The sequence below is a fragment of the Pseudonocardia sp. MH-G8 genome (genome assembly GCF_002262885.1).
Taxonomy (GTDB): domain Bacteria; phylum Actinomycetota; class Actinomycetes; order Mycobacteriales; family Pseudonocardiaceae; genus Pseudonocardia.
In genome coordinates, this window is sequence record NZ_NKYF01000039.1 from 44,061 (window position 1) to 67,394 (window position 23,334).

23 protein-coding genes are annotated in these 23,334 nt (G+C 73.8%); 12 read left to right on the forward strand and 11 right to left on the reverse strand.

Annotated elements, in window-relative coordinates; genetic code table 11:
- Nucleotides 1-106: 106 nt before the first annotated feature.
- Nucleotides 107-805, forward strand: coding sequence for an SDR family NAD(P)-dependent oxidoreductase (locus tag CFP66_RS43390; protein ID WP_094931217.1), 699 nt, complete (start codon nucleotides 107-109; stop codon nucleotides 803-805).
- Nucleotides 806-811: 6 nt separating this feature from the next.
- On the opposite strand, the gene CFP66_RS43395 is transcribed toward CFP66_RS43390, so the two are convergent.
- Nucleotides 812-1,726 (reverse strand): zinc-binding dehydrogenase, encoded by a 915-nt coding sequence (locus CFP66_RS43395; protein WP_233160214.1) that lies wholly within the window; start codon nucleotides 1,724-1,726, stop codon nucleotides 812-814.
- A 176-nt stretch (nucleotides 1,727-1,902) separates the two neighbouring features.
- Between CFP66_RS43395 and CFP66_RS43400 the strand changes: the two genes are divergently transcribed.
- Nucleotides 1,903-3,288: an ATP-binding protein gene (locus CFP66_RS43400; RefSeq protein ID WP_233160215.1), complete on the forward strand. Its 1,386-nt coding sequence runs from the start codon at nucleotides 1,903-1,905 to the stop codon at nucleotides 3,286-3,288.
- Nucleotides 3,289-3,300: 12 nt separating this feature from the next.
- Nucleotides 3,301-5,250 carry a VWA domain-containing protein gene (locus CFP66_RS43405; RefSeq protein ID WP_094931219.1) on the forward strand — a complete coding sequence of 650 codons (1,950 nt, stop codon included), beginning with the start codon at nucleotides 3,301-3,303 and terminating at the stop codon, nucleotides 5,248-5,250.
- A gap of 46 nt (nucleotides 5,251-5,296) precedes the next feature.
- Here CFP66_RS43405 and nagA read toward each other — a convergent pair whose 3' ends face one another.
- From nagA to CFP66_RS43420, 3 genes are read right to left on the reverse strand one after another with little or no spacing between them, the layout of a single operon-like run.
- The gene (gene nagA / locus CFP66_RS43410) at nucleotides 5,297-6,457 is read right to left on the reverse strand and encodes an N-acetylglucosamine-6-phosphate deacetylase (protein WP_198962078.1); all 1,161 of its coding nucleotides are present in this window, start codon (nucleotides 6,455-6,457) and stop codon (nucleotides 5,297-5,299) included.
- Nucleotides 6,454-7,515 carry an SIS domain-containing protein gene (locus CFP66_RS43415; RefSeq protein ID WP_094931220.1) on the reverse strand — a complete coding sequence of 354 codons (1,062 nt, stop codon included), beginning with the start codon at nucleotides 7,513-7,515 and terminating at the stop codon, nucleotides 6,454-6,456. The genes nagA and CFP66_RS43415 overlap by 4 nt, the downstream gene beginning before the upstream one ends.
- Nucleotides 7,512-8,405 carry an N-acetylglucosamine kinase gene (locus tag CFP66_RS43420; RefSeq protein ID WP_094931221.1) on the reverse strand — a complete coding sequence of 298 codons (894 nt, stop codon included), beginning with the start codon at nucleotides 8,403-8,405 and terminating at the stop codon, nucleotides 7,512-7,514. Before CFP66_RS43420 ends, CFP66_RS43415 begins: the two co-directional genes overlap by 4 nt.
- A 92-nt stretch (nucleotides 8,406-8,497) precedes the next feature.
- Between CFP66_RS43420 and CFP66_RS43425 the strand changes: the two genes are divergently transcribed.
- Entirely contained in the window at nucleotides 8,498-8,677 is a 180-nt protein-coding gene (locus CFP66_RS43425; RefSeq protein WP_233160216.1) for a hypothetical protein, read from the forward strand.
- 83 nt (nucleotides 8,678-8,760) lie between these two features.
- On the opposite strand, the gene CFP66_RS43430 is transcribed toward CFP66_RS43425, so the two are convergent.
- Nucleotides 8,761-9,954, reverse strand: a complete 1,194-nt coding sequence (locus CFP66_RS43430) for an FAD-dependent monooxygenase (RefSeq protein ID WP_094931223.1) — start codon at nucleotides 9,952-9,954, stop codon at nucleotides 8,761-8,763.
- On the reverse strand, nucleotides 9,954-10,526 hold the full coding sequence (locus tag CFP66_RS43435) for a TetR/AcrR family transcriptional regulator (RefSeq protein ID WP_094931224.1): 573 nt from the start codon (nucleotides 10,524-10,526) through the stop codon (nucleotides 9,954-9,956). The genes CFP66_RS43430 and CFP66_RS43435 overlap by 1 nt, the downstream gene beginning before the upstream one ends.
- Before the next feature lie 89 nt (nucleotides 10,527-10,615).
- Here CFP66_RS43435 and mshC point away from each other — a divergent pair, with 89 nt between their 5' ends.
- On the forward strand, nucleotides 10,616-11,872 hold the full coding sequence (mshC, locus tag CFP66_RS43440) for a cysteine--1-D-myo-inosityl 2-amino-2-deoxy-alpha-D-glucopyranoside ligase (RefSeq protein WP_094931225.1): 1,257 nt from the start codon (nucleotides 10,616-10,618) through the stop codon (nucleotides 11,870-11,872).
- A gap of 32 nt (nucleotides 11,873-11,904) precedes the next feature.
- Here mshC and CFP66_RS48330 read toward each other — a convergent pair whose 3' ends face one another.
- The gene (locus tag CFP66_RS48330; RefSeq protein ID WP_158228444.1) at nucleotides 11,905-12,069 is read right to left on the reverse strand and encodes a hypothetical protein; all 165 of its coding nucleotides are present in this window, start codon (nucleotides 12,067-12,069) and stop codon (nucleotides 11,905-11,907) included.
- Nucleotides 12,070-12,104: 35 nt separating this feature from the next.
- Between CFP66_RS48330 and CFP66_RS43445 the strand changes: the two genes are divergently transcribed.
- Together CFP66_RS43445 and CFP66_RS43450 are read left to right on the forward strand one after the other, a co-directional pair.
- Nucleotides 12,105-12,461, forward strand: coding sequence for a DUF2237 family protein (locus tag CFP66_RS43445; RefSeq protein WP_094931226.1), 357 nt, complete (start codon nucleotides 12,105-12,107; stop codon nucleotides 12,459-12,461).
- A 13-nt stretch (nucleotides 12,462-12,474) separates the two neighbouring features.
- Nucleotides 12,475-12,876, forward strand: coding sequence for a pilus assembly protein CpaE (locus CFP66_RS43450; RefSeq protein ID WP_094931227.1), 402 nt, complete (start codon nucleotides 12,475-12,477; stop codon nucleotides 12,874-12,876).
- On the opposite strand, the gene CFP66_RS43455 is transcribed toward CFP66_RS43450, so the two are convergent.
- Both CFP66_RS43455 and CFP66_RS43460 read right to left on the reverse strand, forming a co-directional pair.
- Complete coding sequence (locus tag CFP66_RS43455; RefSeq protein ID WP_233160217.1) at nucleotides 12,840-13,916, reverse strand: MFS transporter; 1,077 nt, start codon at nucleotides 13,914-13,916, stop codon at nucleotides 12,840-12,842. The two genes, CFP66_RS43450 and CFP66_RS43455, sit on opposite strands and share 37 nt — an antisense overlap.
- A gap of 89 nt (nucleotides 13,917-14,005) precedes the next feature.
- Nucleotides 14,006-14,893 (reverse strand): PAC2 family protein, encoded by an 888-nt coding sequence (locus CFP66_RS43460; protein WP_094931228.1) that lies wholly within the window; start codon nucleotides 14,891-14,893, stop codon nucleotides 14,006-14,008.
- 67 nt (nucleotides 14,894-14,960) lie between these two features.
- Here CFP66_RS43460 and metH point away from each other — a divergent pair, with 67 nt between their 5' ends.
- From metH to hisG, 4 genes are all read left to right on the forward strand, one after another.
- On the forward strand, nucleotides 14,961-18,524 hold the full coding sequence (metH, locus tag CFP66_RS43465; protein ID WP_094931243.1) for a methionine synthase: 3,564 nt from the start codon (nucleotides 14,961-14,963) through the stop codon (nucleotides 18,522-18,524).
- Complete coding sequence (locus CFP66_RS43470) at nucleotides 18,514-19,206, forward strand: HAD family phosphatase (protein ID WP_094931229.1); 693 nt, start codon at nucleotides 18,514-18,516, stop codon at nucleotides 19,204-19,206. Before metH ends, CFP66_RS43470 begins: the two co-directional genes overlap by 11 nt.
- 163 nt (nucleotides 19,207-19,369) lie before the next feature.
- The gene (locus tag CFP66_RS43475; RefSeq protein ID WP_094931230.1) at nucleotides 19,370-19,633 is read left to right on the forward strand and encodes a phosphoribosyl-ATP diphosphatase; all 264 of its coding nucleotides are present in this window, start codon (nucleotides 19,370-19,372) and stop codon (nucleotides 19,631-19,633) included.
- Nucleotides 19,634-19,665: 32 nt separating this feature from the next.
- Nucleotides 19,666-20,568, forward strand: coding sequence for an ATP phosphoribosyltransferase (gene hisG / locus CFP66_RS43480; RefSeq protein WP_094931231.1), 903 nt, complete (start codon nucleotides 19,666-19,668; stop codon nucleotides 20,566-20,568).
- Nucleotides 20,569-20,658: 90 nt separating this feature from the next.
- On the opposite strand, the gene CFP66_RS43485 is transcribed toward hisG, so the two are convergent.
- Both CFP66_RS43485 and CFP66_RS43490 read right to left on the reverse strand, forming a co-directional pair.
- Nucleotides 20,659-21,447, reverse strand: coding sequence for a thioesterase family protein (locus CFP66_RS43485; protein ID WP_094931232.1), 789 nt, complete (start codon nucleotides 21,445-21,447; stop codon nucleotides 20,659-20,661).
- On the reverse strand, nucleotides 21,444-21,941 hold the full coding sequence (locus tag CFP66_RS43490; RefSeq protein WP_094931233.1) for a hypothetical protein: 498 nt from the start codon (nucleotides 21,939-21,941) through the stop codon (nucleotides 21,444-21,446). The genes CFP66_RS43485 and CFP66_RS43490 overlap by 4 nt, the downstream gene beginning before the upstream one ends.
- A gap of 78 nt (nucleotides 21,942-22,019) precedes the next feature.
- On the opposite strand from CFP66_RS43490, the gene CFP66_RS43495 reads away from it, so the two are divergent.
- Complete coding sequence (locus CFP66_RS43495) at nucleotides 22,020-22,928, forward strand: RecB family exonuclease (RefSeq protein ID WP_198962079.1); 909 nt, start codon at nucleotides 22,020-22,022, stop codon at nucleotides 22,926-22,928.
- Nucleotides 22,929-23,334: the final 406 nt, after the last annotated feature.

A 23,334-nucleotide genomic window follows, 5' to 3' on the forward strand; every position in this document is an offset into this window, starting at 1 on the left:
AGGTTCCCGCATCCGGGCCCGAAGGGGACCGGGTCGTGCTGGTACTGCCGTTCCTACCGTCGAGGCGTCCCTGGCCGGGCACCCTGTGGGCCCGAACGATGAGGGCATGACGATCACCTTCATCACCGGGGCGAACAAGGGGCTCGGCCTCGAGACCGCCCGCCGCCTCGTCGAGCTCGGTCACACCGTCCTCGTCGGCGCCCGCGACCCCGAACGGGGCGCGGAGGCCGCAGCCGCGCTCGGCGCGCGGTTCGTGCCCATCGACGTCACCGACGACGCGTCCGTCGCCGCCGCGGCCGCGGACGTCGCCGCCCACGAGGGCTCGATCGATGTCCTGGTCAACAACGCCGGCGTCCACGGCCCCGCCGGTGATCCCAGCACCCTGACCGGCGCCGACACCCTCGCCGTCCTCGACGTCAACCTGGCCGGGGTGGTCCGCACGACCGCTGCGTTCCTGCCGCTGCTGCGCCGGTCCCCGGATCCGGTCATCGTCAACGTCAGCAGCGGGATGGGATCGCTCGCCCACACCCACGACCCGTCGCGGCCCGAGTCGAGGGTGGTCGCGCCGCTCTACACCGCGTCCAAAGCAGCCCTCACGATGCTGACCACCCAGTACGCCAAAGCGCTGACGGACATCCGCATCAACGCCGCCGATCCCGGCTACACGGCGACCGACCTCACCGGTCACACCGGCACCCAGACCGTCACCGAAGGGACCGATGCGATCGTCGGCCTCGCGACCGAGGAGCCCGGCAACGGCTCCGGACGCTTCGTCGACCGGACCGGCGAGATCGCCTGGTCGTGAGGCCGGTCAGGGCGTCAGCACCACCTTGCCGATCGTGGCGCGCCCTTCCAGGGCGCGGTGGGCTGCGCCCGCCTCGGCCAGCGGGAACGGTGGGTGCACGAGCGGCACCAGCCGCCCGGCGGCAGCGTCCGCCAATGCGCGCGACTCCAGGCCGCGCAGCCCGCCGTAGCGCTTGAGCATCCGCGGTCCCGTGATCCACACGACCGACAGGCTGCCGGCGACGATGTCCGCGGTGGTGAACTCCGTGGCCGCCCCGGACGTCCAGCCGAACATCACGATCCGCCCGCCGGTGTCCAGCAGTTCGAGCCCGGCGCGGCCGACCTCGCCGCCGACGCCGTCGAGCAGGACGGTGGGCACGCGGCCGTCGAGCGCGGCGCGGACGCGGTCTGGCCAGCCCGGCTCCCGGTAGTCGAGGGCGACGTCCGCGCCGAGCGCCCGCACCCGCTCCACCTTCTCCGGCCCGCCCGCGAGCCCCACCGCTACGGCCCCGACCCCGCGTGCGGCCTGCAGGAACAGGCTCCCGAGACCGCCCGCCGCGGCCGGGACGAGCACGACGTCGTCCGCGGTGAGCTCGGCGGCGTCGAGGATGCCGACGGCGGTGCGCCCGGTGCCGATGGTGGCGACCGCCTGCTCGGCGGTGAGCGTCTCGGGGACCTCGTGCAGCGACGCCGCCGCGGCGACCGCCAGCGAGGCGTACCCGCCGCCGGCCATGCCCAGGTGGGCCACGACGTGCTTCCCGATCCACGACCGGTCGACGTCCGGCCCGGTCGCCGCGACGGTGCCGGCCACCTCGCGCCCCGGCGTCATCGGCAGCGCGGGCAGGGGGAACGGCCCGCCGGAGGCCCCGGACCGGATGCTCGTGTCGAGCAGGTGCACGCCGGCCGCGGCGACCTCGACGAGCACCTGGCCGGCACCCGGCACCGGGTCGGGGACCTCCTCGTGGCGCAGTACCTGCGCGGGCCCCGAACTCGTGCTGCCGGATCGCCTTCATGCCGTCTCCTCGGTCGTCGTGTGCCCGCACGCTAGGAGTTGAAGTCAACTCGAAGTCAACGGCGGTTCCCGAGCCGAAGTCGTGCTTCCGGCGTAACGTTGATTACGTGGCTTCTGATCTTCCCCGCACCCTGGGCGCGCTCCGCGCGTCCGGCCACGAACTCCGTGGCGTCAAGGACGAGATCCGCACCAACCTGCTCACCGCGCTCCGCGAGGGGCGCGACCCGTGGCCCGGCATCGTCGGGTTCGAATCGACCGTGCTCCCGCAGCTGGAGCGCGCCCTGATCGCCGGGCACGACGTCGTGCTGCTCGGCGAGCGGGGCCAGGGAAAGACCCGCCTGCTGCGCTCCATCGCGAACCTGCTCGACGAGTGGACCCCCGTGATCGAGGGTTCCGAGCTCGGCGAGCACCCCTACGACCCGATCACCCCTGCGTCCCGGCGCCGCGCCGCGGAGCTGGGCGACGAGCTGCCGGTCACCTGGCGCCACCGCGACGAGCGCTACACCGAGAAGCTCGCCACCCCCGACACCGCCGTCGCCGACCTGATCGGCGACGTCGACCCCGTCAAGGTCGCCGAGGGCCGCTCCCTGGGCGACCCGGAGACCATCCACTACGGCCTCGTCCCGCGGGCCCACCGCGGCATCGTCACGATCAACGAGCTGCCCGACCTGGCCGAACGCATCCAGGTGGCGCTGCTCAACGTCATGGAGGAGCGCGACATCCAGGTCCGCGGCTACACGCTGCGGTTGCCGCTGGACGTGCTGCTCGTCGCCTCGGCCAACCCCGAGGACTACACCAACCGCGGGCGGATCATCACCCCGCTCAAGGACCGGTTCGGCGCCGAGGTCCGCACCCACTACCCCCTCGAGCTGGCCGACGAGATCGCGCTCGTGGGCCAGGAGGCCGAGCTCGTCGCCGACGTGCCGCGGCACCTCATCGAGGTGGTCGCCCGGTTCACGCGCTCGCTGCGCGAGTCCAGCGCGATCGACCAGGGATCCGGTGTCTCGGCGCGGTTCGCCGTGGCCGCGGCGGAGACCGTCGCGGCGGCCGCGCTGCGCCGGGCCGCGATCACCGGCGAGGAGCGTCCCGTGGCGCGGCCGGTGGATCTGGAGGCGGTGCCCGCCGTGCTGCGCGGCAAGCTCGAGTTCGCCTCCGGCGAGGAGGGCCGCGAGGCCGAACACCTCGATCACCTGCTGCGCCGGGCCACCGCCGACACCGCCCGGTTCCGCCTGCGCGGCATCGACCTCAACCCCCTCGCCGAGGCCGTCGCCGGTGCGCCGGTCCGCACCGGTGAGCGGGTGCCGGCGGTCGAGGTCGTGGCCGCGCTACCGGCGGTCGAGGCGCTCACCGAGGTCGCCAAGCGCCTGGACGCCGGCGGCACCGAGGACCCCGGCCCGATGGCGAGCGCGGCCGAGCTCGCGCTGGAGCTGCTGTACCTGACCAGGCGCTTGACGAAGTCGGAGTCCGACGACAACAAGGTGATCTACGAATGAGAGGGGCGCGTGATGGCGCGACGTAGCCGGCGCTTCGCTTACGGCCCCTACGTCGACGGGCCTGATCCGCTCGCCCCGCCGGTCGACATCCGCGCCGCGCTGGACGAGATCGGTCGCGACGTCATGGAGGGCGCCTCGCCGCGCTCGGCGCTGCAGGAGCTGCTCCGTCGCGGTGCGGAGCAGCGGCGGGGGCTCGACGAGCTCACCCGCGAGATCTGGCAGCGCCGCAGCAGGCTGCAGCGGGAGAACCGGCTCGACGGCACCTTGGAGGAGGTCCGCGAGCTGCTGCAGCGGGCCCTGGACGCCGAGCGCGACTCGCTGGGCCGCCAGGACACCGACGACGCCCGGTTCCGCGAGATGACGCTCGACGCGCTGCCCTCGGACACCGGGGGTGCGGTCCGCGAGCTCGACTCCTACGACTGGCAGTCCTCGGACGCCCGCGAGGCGTACGAGGAGATCCGCGACCTGCTCGGCCGGGAGATGCTCGATCAGCGCTTCCAGGGCATGAAGCAGGCGATGGAGGGCGCCACACCGCAGGACGTCGAGCGCATCCGCGAGATGCTCGACGCCCTCAACGGCCTGCTCGCCGACCACGCGGCGGGCCAGGACACCACCGAGCAGTTCCAGCAGTTCATGGCGCAGCACGGCGAGTTCTTCCCGGAGAACCCCACGAGCACCGAGGAGCTGGTGGACCTGCTGGCGCAGCGGGCCGCCGCCGCGCAGCGGATGCTCAACTCGATGACGCCCGAGCAGCGGGCCGAGCTGATGGAGTTGTCGCAGCAGGCGTTCGGCGACCCGCGGCTCGCGCAGGCCCTCGCCCAGCTGGACGCTGCGCTGCAGGGCCTGCGCCCCGGAGAGGACTGGGAGGGGCAGGGCCGCTTCCGCGGCGACAACCCGCTCGGCATGGGTGAGGCCACCCGCGCCATGGAGCAGCTCGGGCAGCTCGACTCCCTGGCCGAGCAGCTCTCGCAGAGCTACCCCGGTGCCCGGATGGAGGACATCGACCTCGACGCCCTCGGCGAGCACCTGGGCGAGCAGGCCCGCGTCGACGCACGCGCGCTGGCCGAGCTGGAGCGCGAGCTGCAGCGCCAGGGCCTGTTCCAACGCGCCCCCGACGGGTCGCTGCAGCTCTCGCCGAAGGCGCTGCGACGGCTGGGGGAGTCGGCTCTGCGCGATGTCGTCGACCAGGTCAGGGCCCGGCGCGGCGAGCGGGAGACGCACCGTTCCGGCGCGGCGGGCGAGGCCACCGGGGCCACCCGGGCCTGGGCGTTCGGCGACACCGAGGCCTGGAGCGTGCCGCGCACCCTGCTCAACGCGCAGCTGCGCCACGCAGGCGGGGACGAGCGGCCCCTCGACGTCACCGACGTGGAGATCGTCGAGACCGAGCAGCGCACCCGCGCGGCGGTGGCGCTGCTCGTCGACACGTCGTGGTCGATGGTGCAGGACGGGCGCTGGGTGCCGATGAAGCGCACGGCGCTCGCACTGCACCAGCTGATCTCCACGCGCTTCCGCGGCGACGACCTCAAGCTGATCACCTTCGGCCGCCACGCGCGGTCGGTGGAGCTGGGCGAGCTCGTCGGCCTGGAAGGGGTCTGGGAGCAGGGCACGAACCTGCACCACGCGCTGCTGCTGGCCGGGCAGCACCTGCGCCGCAGCCCGGACGCCCAGCCCGTCGTGCTCGTGGTCACCGACGGCGAGCCGACGGCCCACCTGGAGCCGGACGGGGAGGCGGTGTTCGACTGGCCGCCGAGCCCGGAGACGCTGCGCGCCACGATCGGCGAGCTGGACCGCATCACCGGCCTGCGCCCGTCGATCACGTTCTTCATGCTCGGCGACGACCCCCGCCTCGCGATGTTCGTGGACGACGTGGCGAGACGCTGCGGCGGGAGGGTGGTGGCCCCGACCCTGGACGGCCTGGGCGCAGAGGTGGTGAGCGACTACCTGCGCACCCGCCGCCGCTGACCCCCGCACCCCCACCCCTCACGCCCACCGCTCACGCGGTGGGTCGTCAGGGGTGGCCTGCTCGGTACACCGTCCGCACCTCCAGGGCGGGGTTCAGGACCACCAGGTCGGCGCGCTTCCCCTCCGCGATCGCGCCCACGTCGGTGAGGCCGAGGGCGCGGGCCGGGCTCGTGGAGGTCAGCGCCACGGCGCGGCGCAACGCCTCGGCCCGCGGCACGGCGGCGTGCCGCACGACGTTCGCGAACAGCGCGTCGGCGGTGGCGGTGCTGCCCGCGATGGCGCCCGCGCGACCGTCGGAGCCCGGCGCCAGCCGGGCCACCCCGTCGGTGACCGCCACGCGCATCGCTCCCAGGTGGTACTGCCCGTCGGGCATGCCGGCGGCGGCCATCGCATCGGTCACCGCGGCCACGCGCTCGGGGCCGGCCGTGCGCACGACGTGCTCCCACAGGGCCGGGTGCACGTGCAGGCCGTCGGTCACCAACTCGACGGTGACGCGGTCGTCCTCGAGCAGCGCCACGGCCGGCCCGGGCTCGCGGTGGTGCACCGGGGCCATGGCGTTGAACAGGTGCGTGCCCACTCGGGCTCCGGCCTCGATGGCCTCGCGGGTGAGCGCGTAGCTCGCGTCGGTGTGGCCGAGGGCGGCGACGGCCCCCGCGCCGACGATCCGGCGCACCGCGTCCAGGCCGCCCGCCCGTTCCGGTGCGAGCGTGACCATGCGGACGGCGCCGCCGGCCGCGTGCAGGAGCCGGTCGAGCTCGTCGGGGTCGGGGTCGCGCAGCCGGCGGGGGTCGTGCGCACCGCAGCGCCCGGCGGCGAGCCACGGGCCTTCCAGGTGCACCCCGGCGAGCTCGCCGTCGACCACCAGATCGGCGAGCGCGTCGACCGCCTTCAGCAGGTCGTCCGGGCCGGCGGTCACCAGGCTCGCCACCATCGTGGTGGTGCCGTGCGCCCGGTGGAAGCGCACGGCGCGCAGCGCGGCGTCGGCGTCACCGTCGGGGAACGCAGCCCCCGCGCCGCCGTGCACGTGCATGTCCACGAACCCCGGGACGAGCACGGCGTCGCCGAGGTCGACGTCCGCGGGACGGGGCGGCGCGCCCGCCCCGACGGCGGCGATCCGGTCCCCGGCCAGCTCCACCCATCCCGGCCCGACCGGTACCCCGTCGGCGACCAGCGTGGCCGCGGAGAGGACCTCCACAGGAACGATCACAGGGTCTCCGTGATCTTGGAGAGCCCCCGCGGCGCGTCGGGGTCCCCTCCACGACCGACGGCGACGTCGAGCGCGAGCAGCTGGAAGGGAAGGATCTCCAGCAGCGGCGAGAGCTCCTCGGGCGCGCCCTCGGGCAGCGCGAACCCGACCGCCGCACCGGCCACCGCGCCTGCGTGACCCACGCAGCACACGTCGGCGTTGCGCTCGGCGAGCCGCGGCAGCACGTCGCCCATCGCGTCGCCGCCGACGCCGGCGGCCACGACGGCGAACACGGGCACCTGCGGGTCGACCAGCGCGAGCGGCCCGTGCAGCAGGTCGGCGCCGGAGAACGCCTGCGCCGAGGCGTAGGAGGTCTCCATCAGCTTCAGAGCCGCCTCCCGCGCGGTGGGGTAGGAGTAGCCGCGCGCGGTGGTGAGCATCCGCTGCGCGAACCGGTAGCGCTGCGCGATCTCGGTGAGCTCGTGACGCCGGGCGAGGAGCGCGTCACCCAGGTCCGGCAGCGGGGCGGCCGCGACCCGCCCGTCCACCTCGCGCACCCGCTCGAGCAGCAGGTACAGCGCGAGCAGCTGTGCGGTGTAGGACTTCGTGGCCGCGACCGACCGCTCCGCACCGGCCAGCACGTCGACGTGCGTGTGCGCGGCGCGCGCCAGCGCCGAGGAGGGGTCGTTGGTGACAGCGACCGTGAGCGCGCCCTGCTCGCGGGCCACCTCGAGGGAACGGACCAGGTCGGGGGAGCCGCCGGACTGGCTGATCCCGATCATGAGCACGTCGTGCAGGTCGGGCCGGGCCCCGTAGGCCGTCATGGTCGAGGGCGAGACGAGCCCCGCCGGCAGGCCGTGCCGGATCTCGACGAGGTACTTCGCGTAGAGGGCGGCGTGATCGCTGGTGCCCCGTGCGACGAACAGGACCGCCCGCGGGCGCCGGCTGCGGATGAGCGCCGCGGCGTCGTCGATCCCGGCCGCGCCGCCCTCGGCGAGCAGCCGGCGCCACACGGCGGGCTGTTCGGCGATCTCCGCGCTCATCAGGCGGCCTGGCCGGTCGGTGGCGAGCGCAGTCATCTCAAGGACTCCAAGTCGGGACGGGGAAGGGCTGCCGCGAGGCGCACGGCACCGGCGGCGGGGGGCTCGGCGAGGGCCCGCACCTCGGTGCCGGCCAGCCGTTCGCGCACCGCGTCCTGCACGAGCGGCTCGTGCACGGCGAAACCGCCGCCGAGCACCACCGGGCCGGGACGGTCGAGGCGTTCGAGCACCCGGACGGCGAGCGCGGTGAGCGCGTCGGCAGCCGCGTCGAGGATCGTGCGTGCGGCGGTGTCGCCCTGCCCGGCCACCGCGGTGACCACCCGCGCCTGCTCGGCCCAGTAGCGGCGGTCCTGCCGCGTGTAGACGAAGTCGATCAACTGGTGCGGGCCGGCGAGGCCGATGCCGTCCAGGAGCGCGGCGCCGAGCGCGTCGACGGGCCGGCCGGCGTCCATCCGGTCCAGGCAGTGGCGCACCGCGTCCAGCGCCACGCGGTAGCCGCTGCCCTCGTCGCCGAGCAGGTGCCCCCAGCCGCCCGCGCGGGCCGTGGCCCCGTCGGCGCGGGCGCCCCAGGCGACGGACCCGGTGCCGGCGATCAGCGCCACGCCGGCGTCCAGGTCGGCCGCGGCGAGCACGAGCCGCGCATCGTGCACGACGCTGACCGCGGCTCCCGGGACGCGGTCGCGCAGCAGGCGCACCATGGTGGCCACCGACTCGGCCCCGTCGGCGCCGGCCGCGCCCGCGCACACCGCGTCGACCTCGTCCGTCCCGAGCCCGGCGAGAACCGCGTCGAGCTGGCGGCCCGCCTCGACCGGCCCCACGGCAGCGAGGTTGGCGCTCCCGGCCACCGCCTCGGCCACCGTGGTGCCGTCGGTGGCGCGGATCCCGTGGGTCTTCGAGCCACCGATGTCGAGGCCGATGACGCTGCGCACGCGTGCCCTCGCAGAAGTAGACGTTTGGTCTAGATGACTTGGCTCAGATTGTCAGACGGCGCAGCCGCGGGCAAGAGGGGATGCTCGAAGGCGTGCCGACCGATGTGCCGGGTTGCCGGCAGTGCGCGACGACGCGCGACGCCCGCGCCGCGGACGCGCTGGCCTGGGTCCGGGAGCGCGACCCCGACGGGCGCGAGCACTGGCTGTGCCCGTCGTGCACCCGTCGCCACGTGCGCGACATCGAGGCGAAGCTGCCCCACGAGTGGTGGTGAGGCGCGCGAGTCGCCCTGGGGCACTGGTGTCGCGGCCGCGGCGCGTTCTGCCGGGGCGCGACTCGCGGGAGGTCGCCCTCGGCTCACCAGGTCGGGGAGCTCCGGCGGGCGAGGCGGGCGACCACCGCGGTCTGCTTGCCGGCGATGCTGGTGGCGACCAGCCGGTTGAACCAGGGGAGGCGGGCGAGCGCCAGCGCGACGCGCCGCAGGCGGACCTGCCGCTGCGAGGCGGGCAGGAACCAGCGCGCAGTCTGGCGGCCCGCCTGCTGCTTCTCCTCGGCCACCGGCCGCAGAGCCTGCTCGTAGTGCTCCAGCCCTGCCTCGATCGACGGTGCGCGCTCCAGCTCCTCGGCGAGCACGAACGCGCCGCCGACGCCGAGCGAGGCGCCCTGACCGGCCAGTGGGGACACCGCATAGCAGGCGTCGCCGACCAGCGTGACCCGGTTCGTACTCCACCTGGGCATCACGATCTGCGCGACCTGGTCGTAGTAGATGTCCTCCGGCGGCGGGCGGTGCTGCAGCGCGCGTGGCGCGATCCACCCCAGTGATCCGTACGCCGCCTGCACCGCTGCGCGCACGTCCGCAGGCAGGGCCGGGTCGGGCGTGCGGTGCACCGCGAACGTCGCGACCCGCCCGTCGCGCAGGCCGTAGAAGCCCATCTGGCTGCCCGGGGTGTCGGTGATGGCGTACCGGTCCCGGGTCTCGGCCTCGATCAGGGGATCGCGGAACAGGTACGCGGCGACGTGGAAGCCCAGGTAGCGCAGGAACTGCCGCTCCTCGCCGAAGGCGAGCCGCCGCACCGTGGAGTGGATGCCGTCGGCCCCGACGAGCAGGTCGGCGGCGAGGGTGCTCCCGTCGGTGAGGGTGAGGCGCACGCCGCCGGTTTCCTGCGCGATCCCGGTGATGCTGGTGGCGAAGCGCAGGTCAACGCCGTCGGGCAGGTGCGTGCGCAGCACGTCTTCGAGGTCCGGGCGCATCAGGCTCAGCAGCCTGTCGTTCACCGTCGCCCCGAACTGCGCGAAGCCCAGGCTCGCTCGGACCCGGCCGCCGTCGTCGACGTACTGCGCCTCGGCGATGCGGTACCCGACCTCCTCGAGTGCGGGCAGCAGCCCCATCGCCTCGGCGGCGTCGTACCCGACACCGAAGAAATCGATCATGTAGCCCTGGGTGCGGGGGCCGGGCGCCTTCTCCAGCACCACGACGTCCCAGCCGTGCGTGCGCATCCGGTGGGCGAGCGCGAGCCCGGAGATGCCGGCTCCGCAGATCACGACCTTCATCAGCATCCTCCGTGGTGGGTGACGATCCGCTGCAGGACGGGGCCGATGGCGCCGGCGGGCTGCGGGGCCAGAGCGCGGTGCAGGAGCACGCCGTCGATCGCGGCGGCCAGCACCGCGGCGGTGGCGTCCGGTTCACCGACGCCGTGCGCCTGCAACCACGCGGCGATGCGGCTGCGGAAGTCCTCCAGCACCTCGGCCAGCTCGCGGTGCAGCGCCGCGTCGCGGGTCGCGGCGAGGTAGGTCTCGGTGGCCAGCAACGAGGCGGGGTCGGCGCCGGTGTAGCGGTCCACCTCGGCCACGAGCAGGTCGACGAGCTCGCCGGGGGTGCGGGCCCGCTCGAGCAGGGGCGCCGCGGCGCCGACGGCATCGCGCATCGCGCCGACCGCGGCTTCGGTCAGCAGGGCCTGCAACGAGGCGAAGTGGTAGTGCACGAGACCCGGCGCGACGCCCGCCCGCTCGGCGACCACCCGCGTGCTCACCCCCGCCCAGCCGCGCTCGGGCACGAGCTCGCGAGCCGCCTGCAGCAGCCGACGCCGGACCTCGCGTCCACGCTCGGTCGCGGTCACGCTCATGTCTCCTCCTGGTCGATCGCCTTGGGCGGGCGTCCAAACTATAGCACCGTGACCCCGCGCACTCCGGACGGCCGCGTAGGTTGTCGGGTATGCAGACCTGGGCATCCGTCGACGTCCCGCGGGTGGAAGGCGCCGGTCCGCCGTTGCGCCTGCACGACACCGCCACCCACCGGATCCGCCCGACGGCGCCCGGGCAAGAGGCCACGATGTACGTCTGCGGCATCACCCCCTACGACGCCACCCACCTCGGGCACGCGGCCACCTACCTCGCGTTCGACCTGGTCAACCGGCTGTGGCGCGACCTCGGCCACGACGTGCACTACGTGCAGAACGTCACCGACATCGACGACCCGCTGCTGGAGCGCGCGGCCCGCGACCAGGACGACTGGGTCGTGCTCGGCATGCGCGAGACGGCGCTGTTCCGCGAGGACATGGAGGCGCTGCGGGTGCTGGCGCCGCGGCAGTTCGTCGGCGCCGTCGAGGCGATGGGGGAGATCTCCGAGCTGGTGGGCAAGCTCCTCGCCGAGGGCGCCGCGTACCGCGTGGACGACCCCGAGCACCCCGACGTCTACTTCGACTCGAGCTCCAGCGGCCACTTCGGGTACGAGTCGAACTACGACGAGGCCACGATGATCGAGCTGTCCCGGGAGCGCGGCGGCGACCCGGACCGGCCCGGCAAGCGCCACCCCAACGACGCCCTGCTGTGGCGCACCGCCCGGGAGGGCGAGCCGTCGTGGGAGTCCGACCTGGGCGCCGGCCGCCCGGGGTGGCACGTCGAGTGCACCGCGATCGCGCTCAACCGCCTCGGCACCCAGATCGATCTCAACGGCGGCGGGTCGGACCTGGTCTTCCCGCACCACGAGTTCGGGGCGGCGCACGCCGAGGCGCACACCGGCGTGCACCCGTTCGCCCGGCACTACGTGCACACCGGGATGATCGGGCTCGACGGCGAGAAGATGTCGAAGTCGCGCGGCAACCTCGTGTTCGTCTCGAAGCTGCGCGCCGACGGTGTCGACATGGCCGCCGTGCGGCTCGCGCTGCTCGCCGGGCACTACCGCGCCGACCGCGCGTGGACCGCGGACCTGCTGGCCACGGCCGAGCAGCGGTTGGACCGCTGGCGCTCCGCGGTGGCGCTGCCCGCCGCCCCGCCCGCGGACGAGCTGGTCGCGCGGCTGCGCACCCACCTCGCCGACGACCTGGACACCCCGGGCGCGCTGGCCGCGGTGGACGCGTGGGCCGGGGAGGCGCTGGAGCGCCGCGGCAGCGACACCACCGCTCCCGCACGGGCCCGCGAGGCGATCGACGCCCTGCTCGGGATCGACCTGGCGCCGCCGGCCCGATCATGAGCCGATAGTCGGGATCGTCGTCGGGATCGTCGTCAGTCGGGTGGCTCCATCGTGCCCGCGTCGCGCTGCACGTCCTCGTCGGCGGGCTGGTTGCCGGGCTGATCGTCGCCGTCGCCACGGACGGGCACGTCGAGATCCACATCCGGTGTCCCCGGCGGTCGCGGGGCCTCGGGCTGGGGTTGGTCCGGCTCGGTCATGCGGTGGGCCTACCCGTTCTGGTTGGGTGGGGCACATGGCGCACAACGTGCTCGGCGGTGGGCTCCAGACCTGCGGCACCGAACCGATGACCGGCTTCTACCGCACCGGCTGCTGCGACACCGGCGCCGACGACAACGGTGTGCACACGGTCTGCGCGCAGGTCACGGCCGAGTTCCTGGCGTTCAGCGCCGAGCGGGGCAACGACCTGTCCACACCGCGACCCGAGCACGGGTTCGCCGGGCTCCAGCCGGGCGACCGCTGGTGCCTGTGCGCCGATCGCTGGGTCGAGGCGCTCGCCGCCGGCGTGGCGCCGCCGGTGGTGCTGGAGGCCACGCACGCCCGCACCCTGGACTGGGTGGACCTGGCCGATCTGCGGCGGCACAGCGCATGAGCACGGTGAAGGCATGATCAGCGTCGAGCTGGCCCTGCGGCTGCGCGCCGCGGGCCTCGAGTGGCGGCCCCGCTCCGGTGACCGGTTCGTCATCCCGAGCCGGGAGATGGACGCCGACGTGTTCGTGGTGAGCGAGCTGACCATCGACGTCCACCAGGCGCCCACCGGCCCGCTGATCCGCTTCAACGGCACCACCGAGTGGGCGCTGGACAGCGTGCCGCAGGAGTCGGTGGTGTGGCTGCCGCACGAGGGGCAGCTGCGCGAGGCGCTCGGCCCGCGCTTCCGGCGACTCGAACCGATCGGCGAGGGGTTGGCCGTGGTGGTCGTGGGCGCCGACGGCGCCGAGGAGCGGCACGTGGACGTCGACGCGGAGCGCGCCTACGCCCGGGCGTTGCTGTCCGTGCTGGGGTCCTGACCGCCTCGCGCGAGCGTGGCCGGCACCGCCACCGCCAGCAGCGCGGCCGGCACGAGGAAGCCGGCGAGCGGGTCGGCGTGGTAGATCGGCGTGATCGCCACCGGGCTCAGGGCCCCACCACCGAACCGCACGGCCTGCACCACCGACACCGCCCCTCCCCGGTTCTCCGCGGTGCCCAGGACCATCGCGTTGACGCCCACCATCAGCAGCTGGCTGGCCACGCCGCCCGCCGCCCAGGCGAGAGCGACCGGCCAGACGGCGGGGAGCGCGCCGACCGCCACCACCACGACGGCGCCCAGCCCCGCGCCGAGCAGGACGCTGCGGCGCCCCCCGATCCGGTCGACGCCGCCGCCGACGAGCCGGGCGGTGAGCAGGCCCGCCACGCCGAGGCCGGTCAGCAGCAGCCCTCGCGGGCCCGCGCCGATCCCGAACTCCTCCTCCAGCCGCAGCGCGACGAGGAAGTTCAGCCCGGCCAGGCACCCCCAGCCCAGCGCCGCGGCCACGCCCGCCCGCAGGACCGCGGGCCGCATCGCGGCTCGCAACGCGTCGCCCAGGCCAGGCCGCACGGCACCGGGCCGGGCCTCGGCCGGGATGCCGATCACGATGAGGAGCGCGGCCACGACGGCGACGCCGGCGAAGGCGAGCCGCCAGTCCACCTCGGCGGCGAACCCGCCCAGCAGCGGCGCCGAGGTCTGGCCGGCCGCCTGCAGCGACCCGAACCAACCCAGTGCCCGGCCCAGCCGCTGCGCGGGCACCGCGGCGGCGAGCGCGGACAGCAGCAGCGGGGTGGTGAACGCGTTGGCCGCGCCCTGCAGCGCCCGGGCGGCCAGGAACACCGGGAACGCGGACGCGAGGATGCAGGCCCCCGAGGCGAGCACGTACACGCCGTAGGCGGTGACGACCGTGCGCCGGCGTCCCCACCGCTCGCCCAGCGTGCCGGAGAACAGCATCACCGCGGCGAACGGGAGCAGGTAGGCCGTGAGCGAGAGCGAGGCCGAGCCCGGCGACACGTCGTAGGCGGAGCCGAGCTCGGGGAGCATCGCGACGGTGATCCCGCCGCCGAACGGGCCGAGGAACGCCCCGGCGTAGAGCCCGCCGCGGGCGAGCGCCCCGGACCGCCGAGCGTGGTTCAGTTGCCCGAGCCCCCCGTGCCGCGGCGTCGCAGGTAGCGCTCGAAGTCGGCGGCGATCGCGTCGCCGTCGGCCTCGGGGAGCTCGTCCTCGTCCTCGGCCTCGGCCTGCTCCTCGAGCTGGCGGACGTACTCGCGCACCTCGTCGTCGGCCTCGGCCATCTCCGAGACCGTGCGCTCCCACTCCTCGGCCTGCTCGGGCAGCCCGCCGAGCGGCACCTCGACGTCGAGCAGCTCCTCGACCCGGTGCAGCAGCGCGACGGCGGCCTTGGGCACGCGCGCCTGGGAGACGTAGTGCGGCACGGCCGCCCAGAACGACACGGCGGGCACCCCGGCCTCGACGCACGCGTTCTGGAAGACGCCGACGATGCCGGTGGGCCCCTGGTAGGTCGAGGGCTCCACGCGCAGCTCGCCCGCGGAGGACTTGTCGTAGGAGATGCCGGTGACCGGCGTGGGCCGCGTGTGCGGGGTGTCGGTCAGCAGCGCACCGAGGGTGATGACCTTGGTCACGCCCAGCGTGTCGACGTGGCCCAGCAGCTCGCGGCAGAAGGCCCGCCAGCGCAGGTTGGGCTCGATGCCGTTGACCAGCACCACGTGCCGTTCGGTGCCGGGCAGGGTGGCCACGGACAGCCGCGTGGTCTGCCACTCGATCTTGCGGGTGACGCCGTCGGCGAGCCGGACGTGCGGACGCGTGACCTGGAAGTCGTAATACTCCTCGGGGTCGATCGAGGTCAGTGGCGTGGCGTCCCAGCTGAGCTCGAGGTGCTCCAGCGCGGTGCTGGCGGCCTCCCCGGCGTCGTTCCACCCTTCGAAGGCGGCGATCATCACCGGCTCGACGAGCCGCGGCTGGTCGCCCGACGCTCCGGTGTCCGGGTCGCGATCGGTCATCGGTCCAGCCTACGGCCCGGCGTGCGCCACGACCGGTCCATCCCCCGTGGACGGCTACCGTGGGCACGTGCGGTCCGATCTCGACACGACCTTCTCCGACTCGCTCGAGCGGCACGTTCTGCTCGCCGACGGCGCGATGGGCACGATGCTGCAGGGCGCCGACCTCACCCTGGACGACTTCGCCGGCCTCGAGGGCTGCAACGAGATCCTCAACGACACCCGCCCGGACGTGGTGCGCCACATCCACCGCGCCTACTTCGAGGCGGGTGCCGACGCGGTCGAGACCAACACGTTCGGGGCGAACCTGCCCAACCTCGCCGAGTACGACATCGCCGGGCGGATCCGGGAGCTGGCCGAGAAGGGCGCGCGCCTGGCCCGCGAGGTCGCCGACGACATGGCCACGCCCGAGCGCCCGCGCTTCGTGCTGGGGTCCGTCGGGCCGGGCACCAAGCTGCCCACGCTGGGCCACGAGTCCTTCGCCCGCCTGCGCGACGCCTACGCCGAATGCGGCCGCGGGCTGCTCGCCGGGGGCGCCGACGCGTTCGTCGTGGAGACCTGCCAGGACCTGCTGCAGGTGAAGGCGGCGGTGCTCGGCATGCAACGGGCGATGGCCGCCGAGGGCCGGCGCATCCCGCTGATCACCCAGGTCACGGTGGAGACCACCGGCACGATGCTGCTGGGCAGCGAGATCGGGGCCGCGCTCGCGGCGATCGAGCCGCTGGGCGTCGACCTGATCGGGTTGAACTGCGCCACCGGCCCGGCCGAGATGAGCGAGCACCTGCGCACCCTGTCCAAGCACGCGCGCATCCCGCTCTCGGTCATGCCCAACGCCGGCCTCCCGCAGCTGGGCCCGAACGGCGCCGAGTACCCGCTCACACCCGACGAGCTCGCCGAGGCGCTCGTAGGCTTCGTGCGCGACTACGGGCTGCGGCTGGTCGGCGGCTGCTGCGGCACCACGCCGGCGCACATCAGCGCCGTGGCCGCAGCGATCCGCGACGTGTCGCCCGCCGTCCGCACGCCGCGCCCGGAGCCCGGCGTCGCGTCCCTCTACGCCGCCGTGCCGTTCCGCCAGGACACCTCCGTGCTGATGGTCGGGGAGCGCACCAACGCCAACGGGTCCAAGAAGTTCCGCGAGGCGATGCTGGCCCAGGACTGGGAGGCCTGCGTCGGGATCGCCCGTGACCAGACGCGCGAGGGCGCCCACCTGATCGACCTCTGCGTGGACTACGTGGGCCGCGACGGTGTCGCCGACATGGCCGAGCTGGCCGGCCGCCTCGCCACGGCGTCCACGCTGCCGGTGATGCTCGACTCGACCGAGCCCGAGGTGCTGCGGGCCGGCCTGGAGCGCCTCGGCGGCCGCTCGATCATCAACTCGGTCAACTACGAGGACGGCGACGGCCCCGGTTCGCGCTTCCAGCGGGCGATGGAGCTGGTCCGCGAACACGGCTGCGCCGTCGTGGCGCTGTGCATCGACGAGGAGGGGCAGGCGCGCACCGCGGAGTGGAAGGTGCGCGTGGCCGACCGGCTCATCCAGGACCTGACCACCCACCACGGCATGCACGTCGACGACATCGTCGTCGACACGCTCACCTTCCCGATCACCACCGGGCAGGAGGAGGTCCGGCGCGACGCGCTGGAGACGATCGAGGCGATCCGCGAGCTGAAGCGCCGCCACCCCGACGTGCAGACGACCCTCGGCGTCTCCAACGTCTCGTTCGGCCTCAACGCCGCGGCGCGCCAGGTGCTCAACTCGGTGTTCCTGCACGAGTGCGTGAACGCGGGTCTCGACACGGCGATCGTCTCGGCGGCGAAGATCCTGCCGATGTCCAAGATCCCGGACGAGCAGCGCTCGGTGGCGCTCGACCTGGTCTACGACCGGCGGCGCGACGGCTACGACCCGCTGAACAGGTTCATGGAGCTGTTCGAAGGCGTCTCCGCCTCCTCGGCCCGCGCCACCCGCGCCGAGGAGCTGGGCAGCCTCCCGCTGTTCGAGCGCCTGGAGCGGCGCATCGTCGACGGCGAGCGCGAGGGTCTCGAGGACGACCTCATGGAGGCGTTGGAGTCCCGGCCCGCCCTGGAGATCATCAACGACACGCTGCTCGCCGGGATGAAGACCGTGGGCGAGCTGTTCGGGTCCGGGCAGATGCAGCTGCCGTTCGTGCTCGCCTCCGCCGAGGTCATGAAGGCGGCGGTGGCGCACCTCGAACCGCACATGGAGAAGTCCGAGGACGACCAGGGCAAGGGCACCATCGTGGTCGCCACCGTCAAGGGCGACGTCCACGACATCGGCAAGAACCTGGTGGACATCATCCTCACCAACAACGGCTACACGGTCGTGAACCTCGGCATCAAGCAGCCGATCTCCACGATCCTGTCCGCGGCCCAGGAGAACCGGGCCGACGCCGTCGGCATGTCCGGGCTGCTGGTGAAGTCCACGGTGGTGATGAAGGAGAACCTCCAGGAGATGAACGGGCGCGGGATGGCGAAGGAGCTGCCCGTGCTCCTCGGCGGCGCCGCGCTCACCCGCTCCTACGTCGAGAACGATCTCGCGGAGGTCTACGAGGGCCGGGTCGACTACGCCCGCGACGCGTTCGAGGGCCTGCGGCTGATGGACGCCACGATGGCCCGGGCCCGCGGCCTCGCGCCCGCCGTGGACCCCGAGGAGGAGGCGAAGCAGGCCGAGCGCAAGGCCCGCCACGAGCGGTCCAAGCGCATCGCGGCGAAGCGCAAGGCGGCCGAGGCCGAGGCGGCCGGGCCGCTGCCGGCCCGCTCGGACGTGGACCTGGACAACCCGATCCCGGCCCCGCCGTTCTGGGGCACCCGCGTGGTGAAGGGCGTGGCGCTGGCCGAGTACTCGGGGATGGTCGACGAGCGGGCGCTCTTCCTGGGCCAGTGGGGGCTGCGCGGCGCGAAGGGCGGCGGTGGGCCCAGCTACGAGGAGCTCGTGGAGACCGAAGGCCGTCCGCGGCTGCGGTACTGGCTGGAACGCCTGTCCACGGAGGGGGTTCTCGCGCACGCCGCCGTCGTCTACGGGTACTTCCCGGCCGTCGCGGAGGGCGACTCGCTCGTCGTGCTGAGCGAGCCGCAGCCCTCGGCGGCGGAGCGCTTCCGCTTCACCTTCCCCCGCCAGCGCCGCGACCGGAACCTGTGCCTGGCCGATTTCTGGCGCCCGCGCGAGCGCGCCGTCGCCGAGGGCGTGGTCGACGTGCTGCCGCTGCACCTGGTGACGATGGGGCAGCCGATCGCCGAGTACGCGAACGCGCTGTTCGCCAAGGACGCCTACCGCGACTACCTCGAGGTGCACGGCCTGGGCGTCCAGCTCACCGAGGCGTTGGCCGAATACTGGCACCGGCGCGTCCGCGAGGAGCTGGTGTTCCCGTCCGGACCCGCGGTGGCCGCCGAGGACCCCGACGACGTCGAGGAGTTCTTCAAGCTCGGCTACCGGGGTGCGCGGTACTCGCTCGGCTACGGCGCCTGCCCGAACCTCGAGGACCGCACGAAGATCGTGGAGTTGCTGGAGCCCGGCCGGATCGGCGTGGAGCTGTCCGAGGAACTGCAGCTGCATCCCGAGCAGTCGACCGACGCGCTCGTGGCCCACCACCCGGAGGCGAAGTACTTCAATGCTGGCTAGCGAAGATCCGGGCGCCGTCCTGTGGGACATGGACGGCACGCTGGTCGACTCGGAGAAGGTCTGGACGATCTCCCTCGCGGACACGGCGCGCCGGCTCGGCGGCGAGCTGAGCGCCCGGGCGCGGGAGGACATGGTCGGCTCGAACATGCCGCGCAGCCTGGGCATCATGTTCGACGACCTCGGGCTCCCGCACGAGGCCGACCGGCTGGCCGCCGCCGAGCGATGGCTCACCGAGCGCACCGGCGAGCTGTTCGCCGCCGGCCTGGAGTGGCGTCCGGGAGCCCTCGACGCGCTGCGCACCGTCCGCGCCGCCGGGTGGCCCACGGCGCTGGTCACCAACACCCTGCGCTCGCTCACCGAGCAGGCGCTGGAGAGCATCGGGCGCGAGCACTTCACCGTCACCGTGTGCGGTGACGAGGTGCCGCACGGCAAGCCGGCCCCGGATCCGTACCTGCGCGCCGCCGAGCTGCTGGGCGTGGCCCCGCAGCAGTGCCTCGCGGTCGAGGACTCGCCCACCGGTGCCATGTCGGCCGAGCGGGCCGGTGTCGCGGTGCTCGTCGTGCCGTGCGAGGTGCCGGTGCCGGCCGGGCCGCAGCGCGTCCACCGCGCTTCCCTCGCGGGACTCACCGCCGCCGACGTCCGCGCTGGCTACGCGCAGGCACGGAGCAAGCGCGCTGCGTGACCACTCGTCCCGGGTAGGGGTCCGCTCGGCGGAATCATGCTGGGTAGTGAAAGGCTGACACCGCCACCTGACGCAGGGTGGGAACCGGGCGCAGCACCACGAGCGCGCCGATTCACGCCCTGCGTGCCGACGTATGACACTGACGAGGAGAGGAGGGTTCGAAGTGAAGACTTTCGACGGGCTGTTCGCCGAGCTCACCGAGCGGGCCGCTCGCCGGCCCGAGGGCTCCGGCACGGTCGCCGCGCTCGACGCCGGCGTCCACGCACAGGGCAAGAAGCTGCTCGAAGAGGCCGGTGAGGTGTGGTTGGCGGCCGAGCACGAGGCCGATGACGCGCTGGCGGAGGAGATCTCCCAGCTCCTCTACCGGATCCAGGTCCTCATGATCGGGCGCAAGATCTCGCTCGAGGACGTCTACTCCTACCTCTGACCCACCGCACGGCACTTCTTGAGGAGAGTCCCATGCTCCGCGTCGCACTCCCGAACAAGGGGACGCTGGCCGAGCCCGCCGCCACCATGATGCGGGAGGCGGGGTACCGGCAGCGCTCGGACTCCCGCGACCTCAGCATGCTGGACGACGAGAACGAGATCGAGTTCTTCTACCTGCGCCCCAAGGACATCGCCACCTACGTCGGCTCCGGGGACCTGCACCTGGGCATCACGGGCGCCGACCTCATGGACGAGTCCGGCAGCCAGGTCAAGCGCGTCATCGAGCTGGGCTTCGGGGCGTCCAAGTTCCGCTTCGCCGCGCCCGAGCTGGCCGACGACGGTGAGAAGTGGACGATCGCCCACCTCGAGAGCAAGAAGATCGCCACGTCCTACCCGCGCCTGGTCCGCGCCCACCTGGCCCGCAACCGCGTCCGCGCCGACATCATCAAGCTCGACGGTGCCGTGGAGATCTCGGTGCAGCTGGGGCTGGCCGACGCGATCGCCGACGTCGTCTCCTCCGGCCGCACCCTGCGCCAGCACGGCCTCGTGGCCTTCGGCGACGCGATCGCCGAGTCCCAGGCCACCCTCATCGAGCGCGAGCCGCGCCCGGACCGGCCGGAGACCGTCGAGGTCAAGGCGGCCAAGCAGGTCTTCACCGCACGGATCCAGGGCGTGGTCTACGCGCGGCAGTACCTGATGCTCGACTACGACTGCCCCAACAGCGTCCTGGAGCAGGCCAAGCGCATCACCCCGGGCATGCAGGCCCCCACCGTGTCGCCGCTGTCGGATCCCGACTGGTCGGCCGTGCGCTCGATGGTCCGCCGCACCGTGGCGAACAAGGTGATGGACGACCTCGCCGCGCTGGGCGTGCGCGCGATCCTGACCTCGGAGATCCGCTCCTGCCGCGCGGTGGACGGCACCGGCATCCGTCCCTAGCCCTCTCCACCCGCTCCACGAACCGCACCTTGGAGCCACACTGCTGAATTTCCGGGCGCGGAACAGCAGTACGGCTCCAAGGTGCGGATTTCAGCGTGGGCGGACGATCAGCGCCTGTGCGCTGTGGCCCGTGTGGCCTTCCTCGTCGTGGAGGTGGCCTTCCACCGTGCCCAGGCCCGTCGGGCCCACCACCGTCCGCGCGTGAACGCCGATCCACTCGCCCACCGGGGGGCGGTGCAGGTGGACGGTCAGCTCGGTGTTCACGAAGAGCCACTTGCGCACGTCCAGCGGGGCGCCGACGCCGTTGGCGCAGTCGGCGGCCACCGCGAGCCGCTGGGTGGGGGTGGGGTCCTCACCCTCCACGAGCGGCACGCGCTGGCGCAGCCACGCCGTGCTCGGGCCCGGGTCGTCGAGCCCTCCGGAGAGCCAGCGCCACTCCAGCGCGTCGAGGAAGCCGGGCAGCCACCCCTCGGGCCGCTGGTGCAGCACACCCTGCGACGCCGGCGCCAGCGGCTCGGCCGCGCCGAGCGCGACCGCGGCGGTGTCGCCGCTGGTCAGGCGCCAGGCCCGCGCGCGCAGGACGGCCCGGCCGCCCGCGCTCATCTCGGCGGCGAGCAGCTCGATCGCGCGTCCCGGCCGCTCCACCGAAGCCGCGACCTGCACCTCGCCCGTCGGGACCGGTCCGAGCACCTCGACGGTGAGGCGGGCGAGCTGCCCGCCGGGCCGGCCGTCGAGCCGTTCCAGCGCGCGCACCAGCAGCGCCGAGGGCGGCCCGACGTGCTGGGCGTCGGCGAACCACGGCCCGCTCGTCGATCCGGTGGCGTGGAAGCGTGCGCCGTCCGGACCGTCGAGGGGCCGGTAGAAGGGCTCGAGGGTCATGTGCCGGTGTCGACGAGGCGCCACTGGCCGTCGACGCGGCGCAGCTGGCTCGTGATCGTGTTGCGAGCACCGTTGACCTCGGCCGACCACGTGATCCCGGCGTTGTCGCCCGTGACGACCACCCCCTGGACCTCGGCGCCCTTGACGATCCCGTCCACGGTCTCCGCGGCACCCGGGATGGCGTAGACGGCTGTGAAGGCCTCCTCGCACGTGTCGGCGGTGATGCCCCGGGACTGCAGGTTCGCCAGCAGCTGCTGGGTGGTCTCCGGGGCGTTCAACTCGCACGCCGAGGCGAAGTCGCGGGCGAGCAGCGCCTCGTAGTAGCCGCGGAAGACGGTTTCGACGGCCTGCTGGTCCGCGGCCGGGTCCGGCGCGGCCGCGGGCGGCGGGCCGGGTTGGGGGGCGGGCGTGCCGGCCACCGGTGTGCCGCAGGCAGAGAGCGCGACCAGCGCGGCGGCCAGCGCGCCGGCGACTGCGGCGGGAAGCGTCTTCACGCATGTCAAGGTAGAGCAACCCGTTCGGAGCAGTGGCGCCGCCCGGGAGTGTCGGGGGCCTCGCCTACCCTGCGGAGCGTGACCGACAGTGCGGGTGCCGCAACCAGCCCCGCCGCCACCGGCCCCGGCGAGGTGGCGCCGCGGCGTCGTCCCGCGCTGTCGCCCTCGCGCGCGGGCGATTTCAAGCAGTGCCCGTTGCTCTACCGCTTCCGGGCCATCGACCGGCTGCCCGAGCTGCCCTCCCGTGCCCAGATCCGCGGCACCCTCGTGCACACCGTGCTCGAGCGGCTCTACGACCTGCCGGCCGCGCAGCGCGCGCCCGAGGCCGCGCGCGGGCTCGTCCGGCCGGTGTGGGCGGAGCTGTGCGCCGAGCTGCCCGAGCTGGTGGAGCAGCTGTTCGAGGGCCCGGACGATCCCGAGCTGCCGCGGTGGCTCGAGTCCGCCGACGCCCTGCTCGAGGTCTACTTCCGCATGGAGGACCCGCGGCGGCTGGAGCCGGCGGCCCGCGAGCTGCTCGTCGAGACCGAGCTCGCGTCGGGCCTGCTGCTGCGTGGCTACGTCGACCGGCTCGACGTCGCGGCCACCGGGCAGGTGCGCGTGGTCGACTACAAGACCGGCGCGGCGCCCCGGGAGGTCGCCGAGGTCAAGGCGCTGTTCCAGATGAAGTTCTACGCGCTGGCGCTGCTGCAGCTGCGCGGCGTCGTGCCCACCCAGCTGCGCCTGCTCTACCTGGCCGACGGCGAGTCGCTCACCTACGAGCCCGACGAGGCTGAGCTGCGCCGGTTCGAACGCACGCTGGAGGCGATCTGGCGCGCCATCCGGGAGGCGGGGGAGAGCGGCGATTTCCGTCCCAACCGCGGCCGCATGTGCGAGTGGTGCAGCCACAAGGCGCTGTGCCCCGCCTGGGGCGGCACCCCGCCCGCCTACCCCGGCTGGCCTGCGGAGGAGGACGTCGCGACCGCGGCCCTCGAGCACCTCGCGCAGTAGCCCACGGCCCGCCGGATCGGCGCGAGCAGTACCGGATGGCGGTCGCTGCCACCGTCAGGTGCGGCTCGCCGCGATCGCCCCGATCGCCCCGATCTGATCGGTCCGAGCCGCACCGGATGGCGGTCGCCGCCACTGTCAGGTACGTCTCGCGGCGATCTTCCCGTGCTGATCGGTTCGAGTCGTACCTGAGGGCTGTCGTTGCCACCCTCGTGTACGGCTCGCCGCGATCGGGGTTGATCGGTCCGAGCCGTACCGGATGGGGGTCGCTACCACCGTCACGTACGTCTCGCGGCGATCATCTGACCGCGGCCACGAGAAAATTCCCGGAGACGGCCACGAAGCTGCCCGCTGGCGGACATGAAAGCTGCCCGCTGACGGTCATGGGATCTGCCCGACACGACGTCGT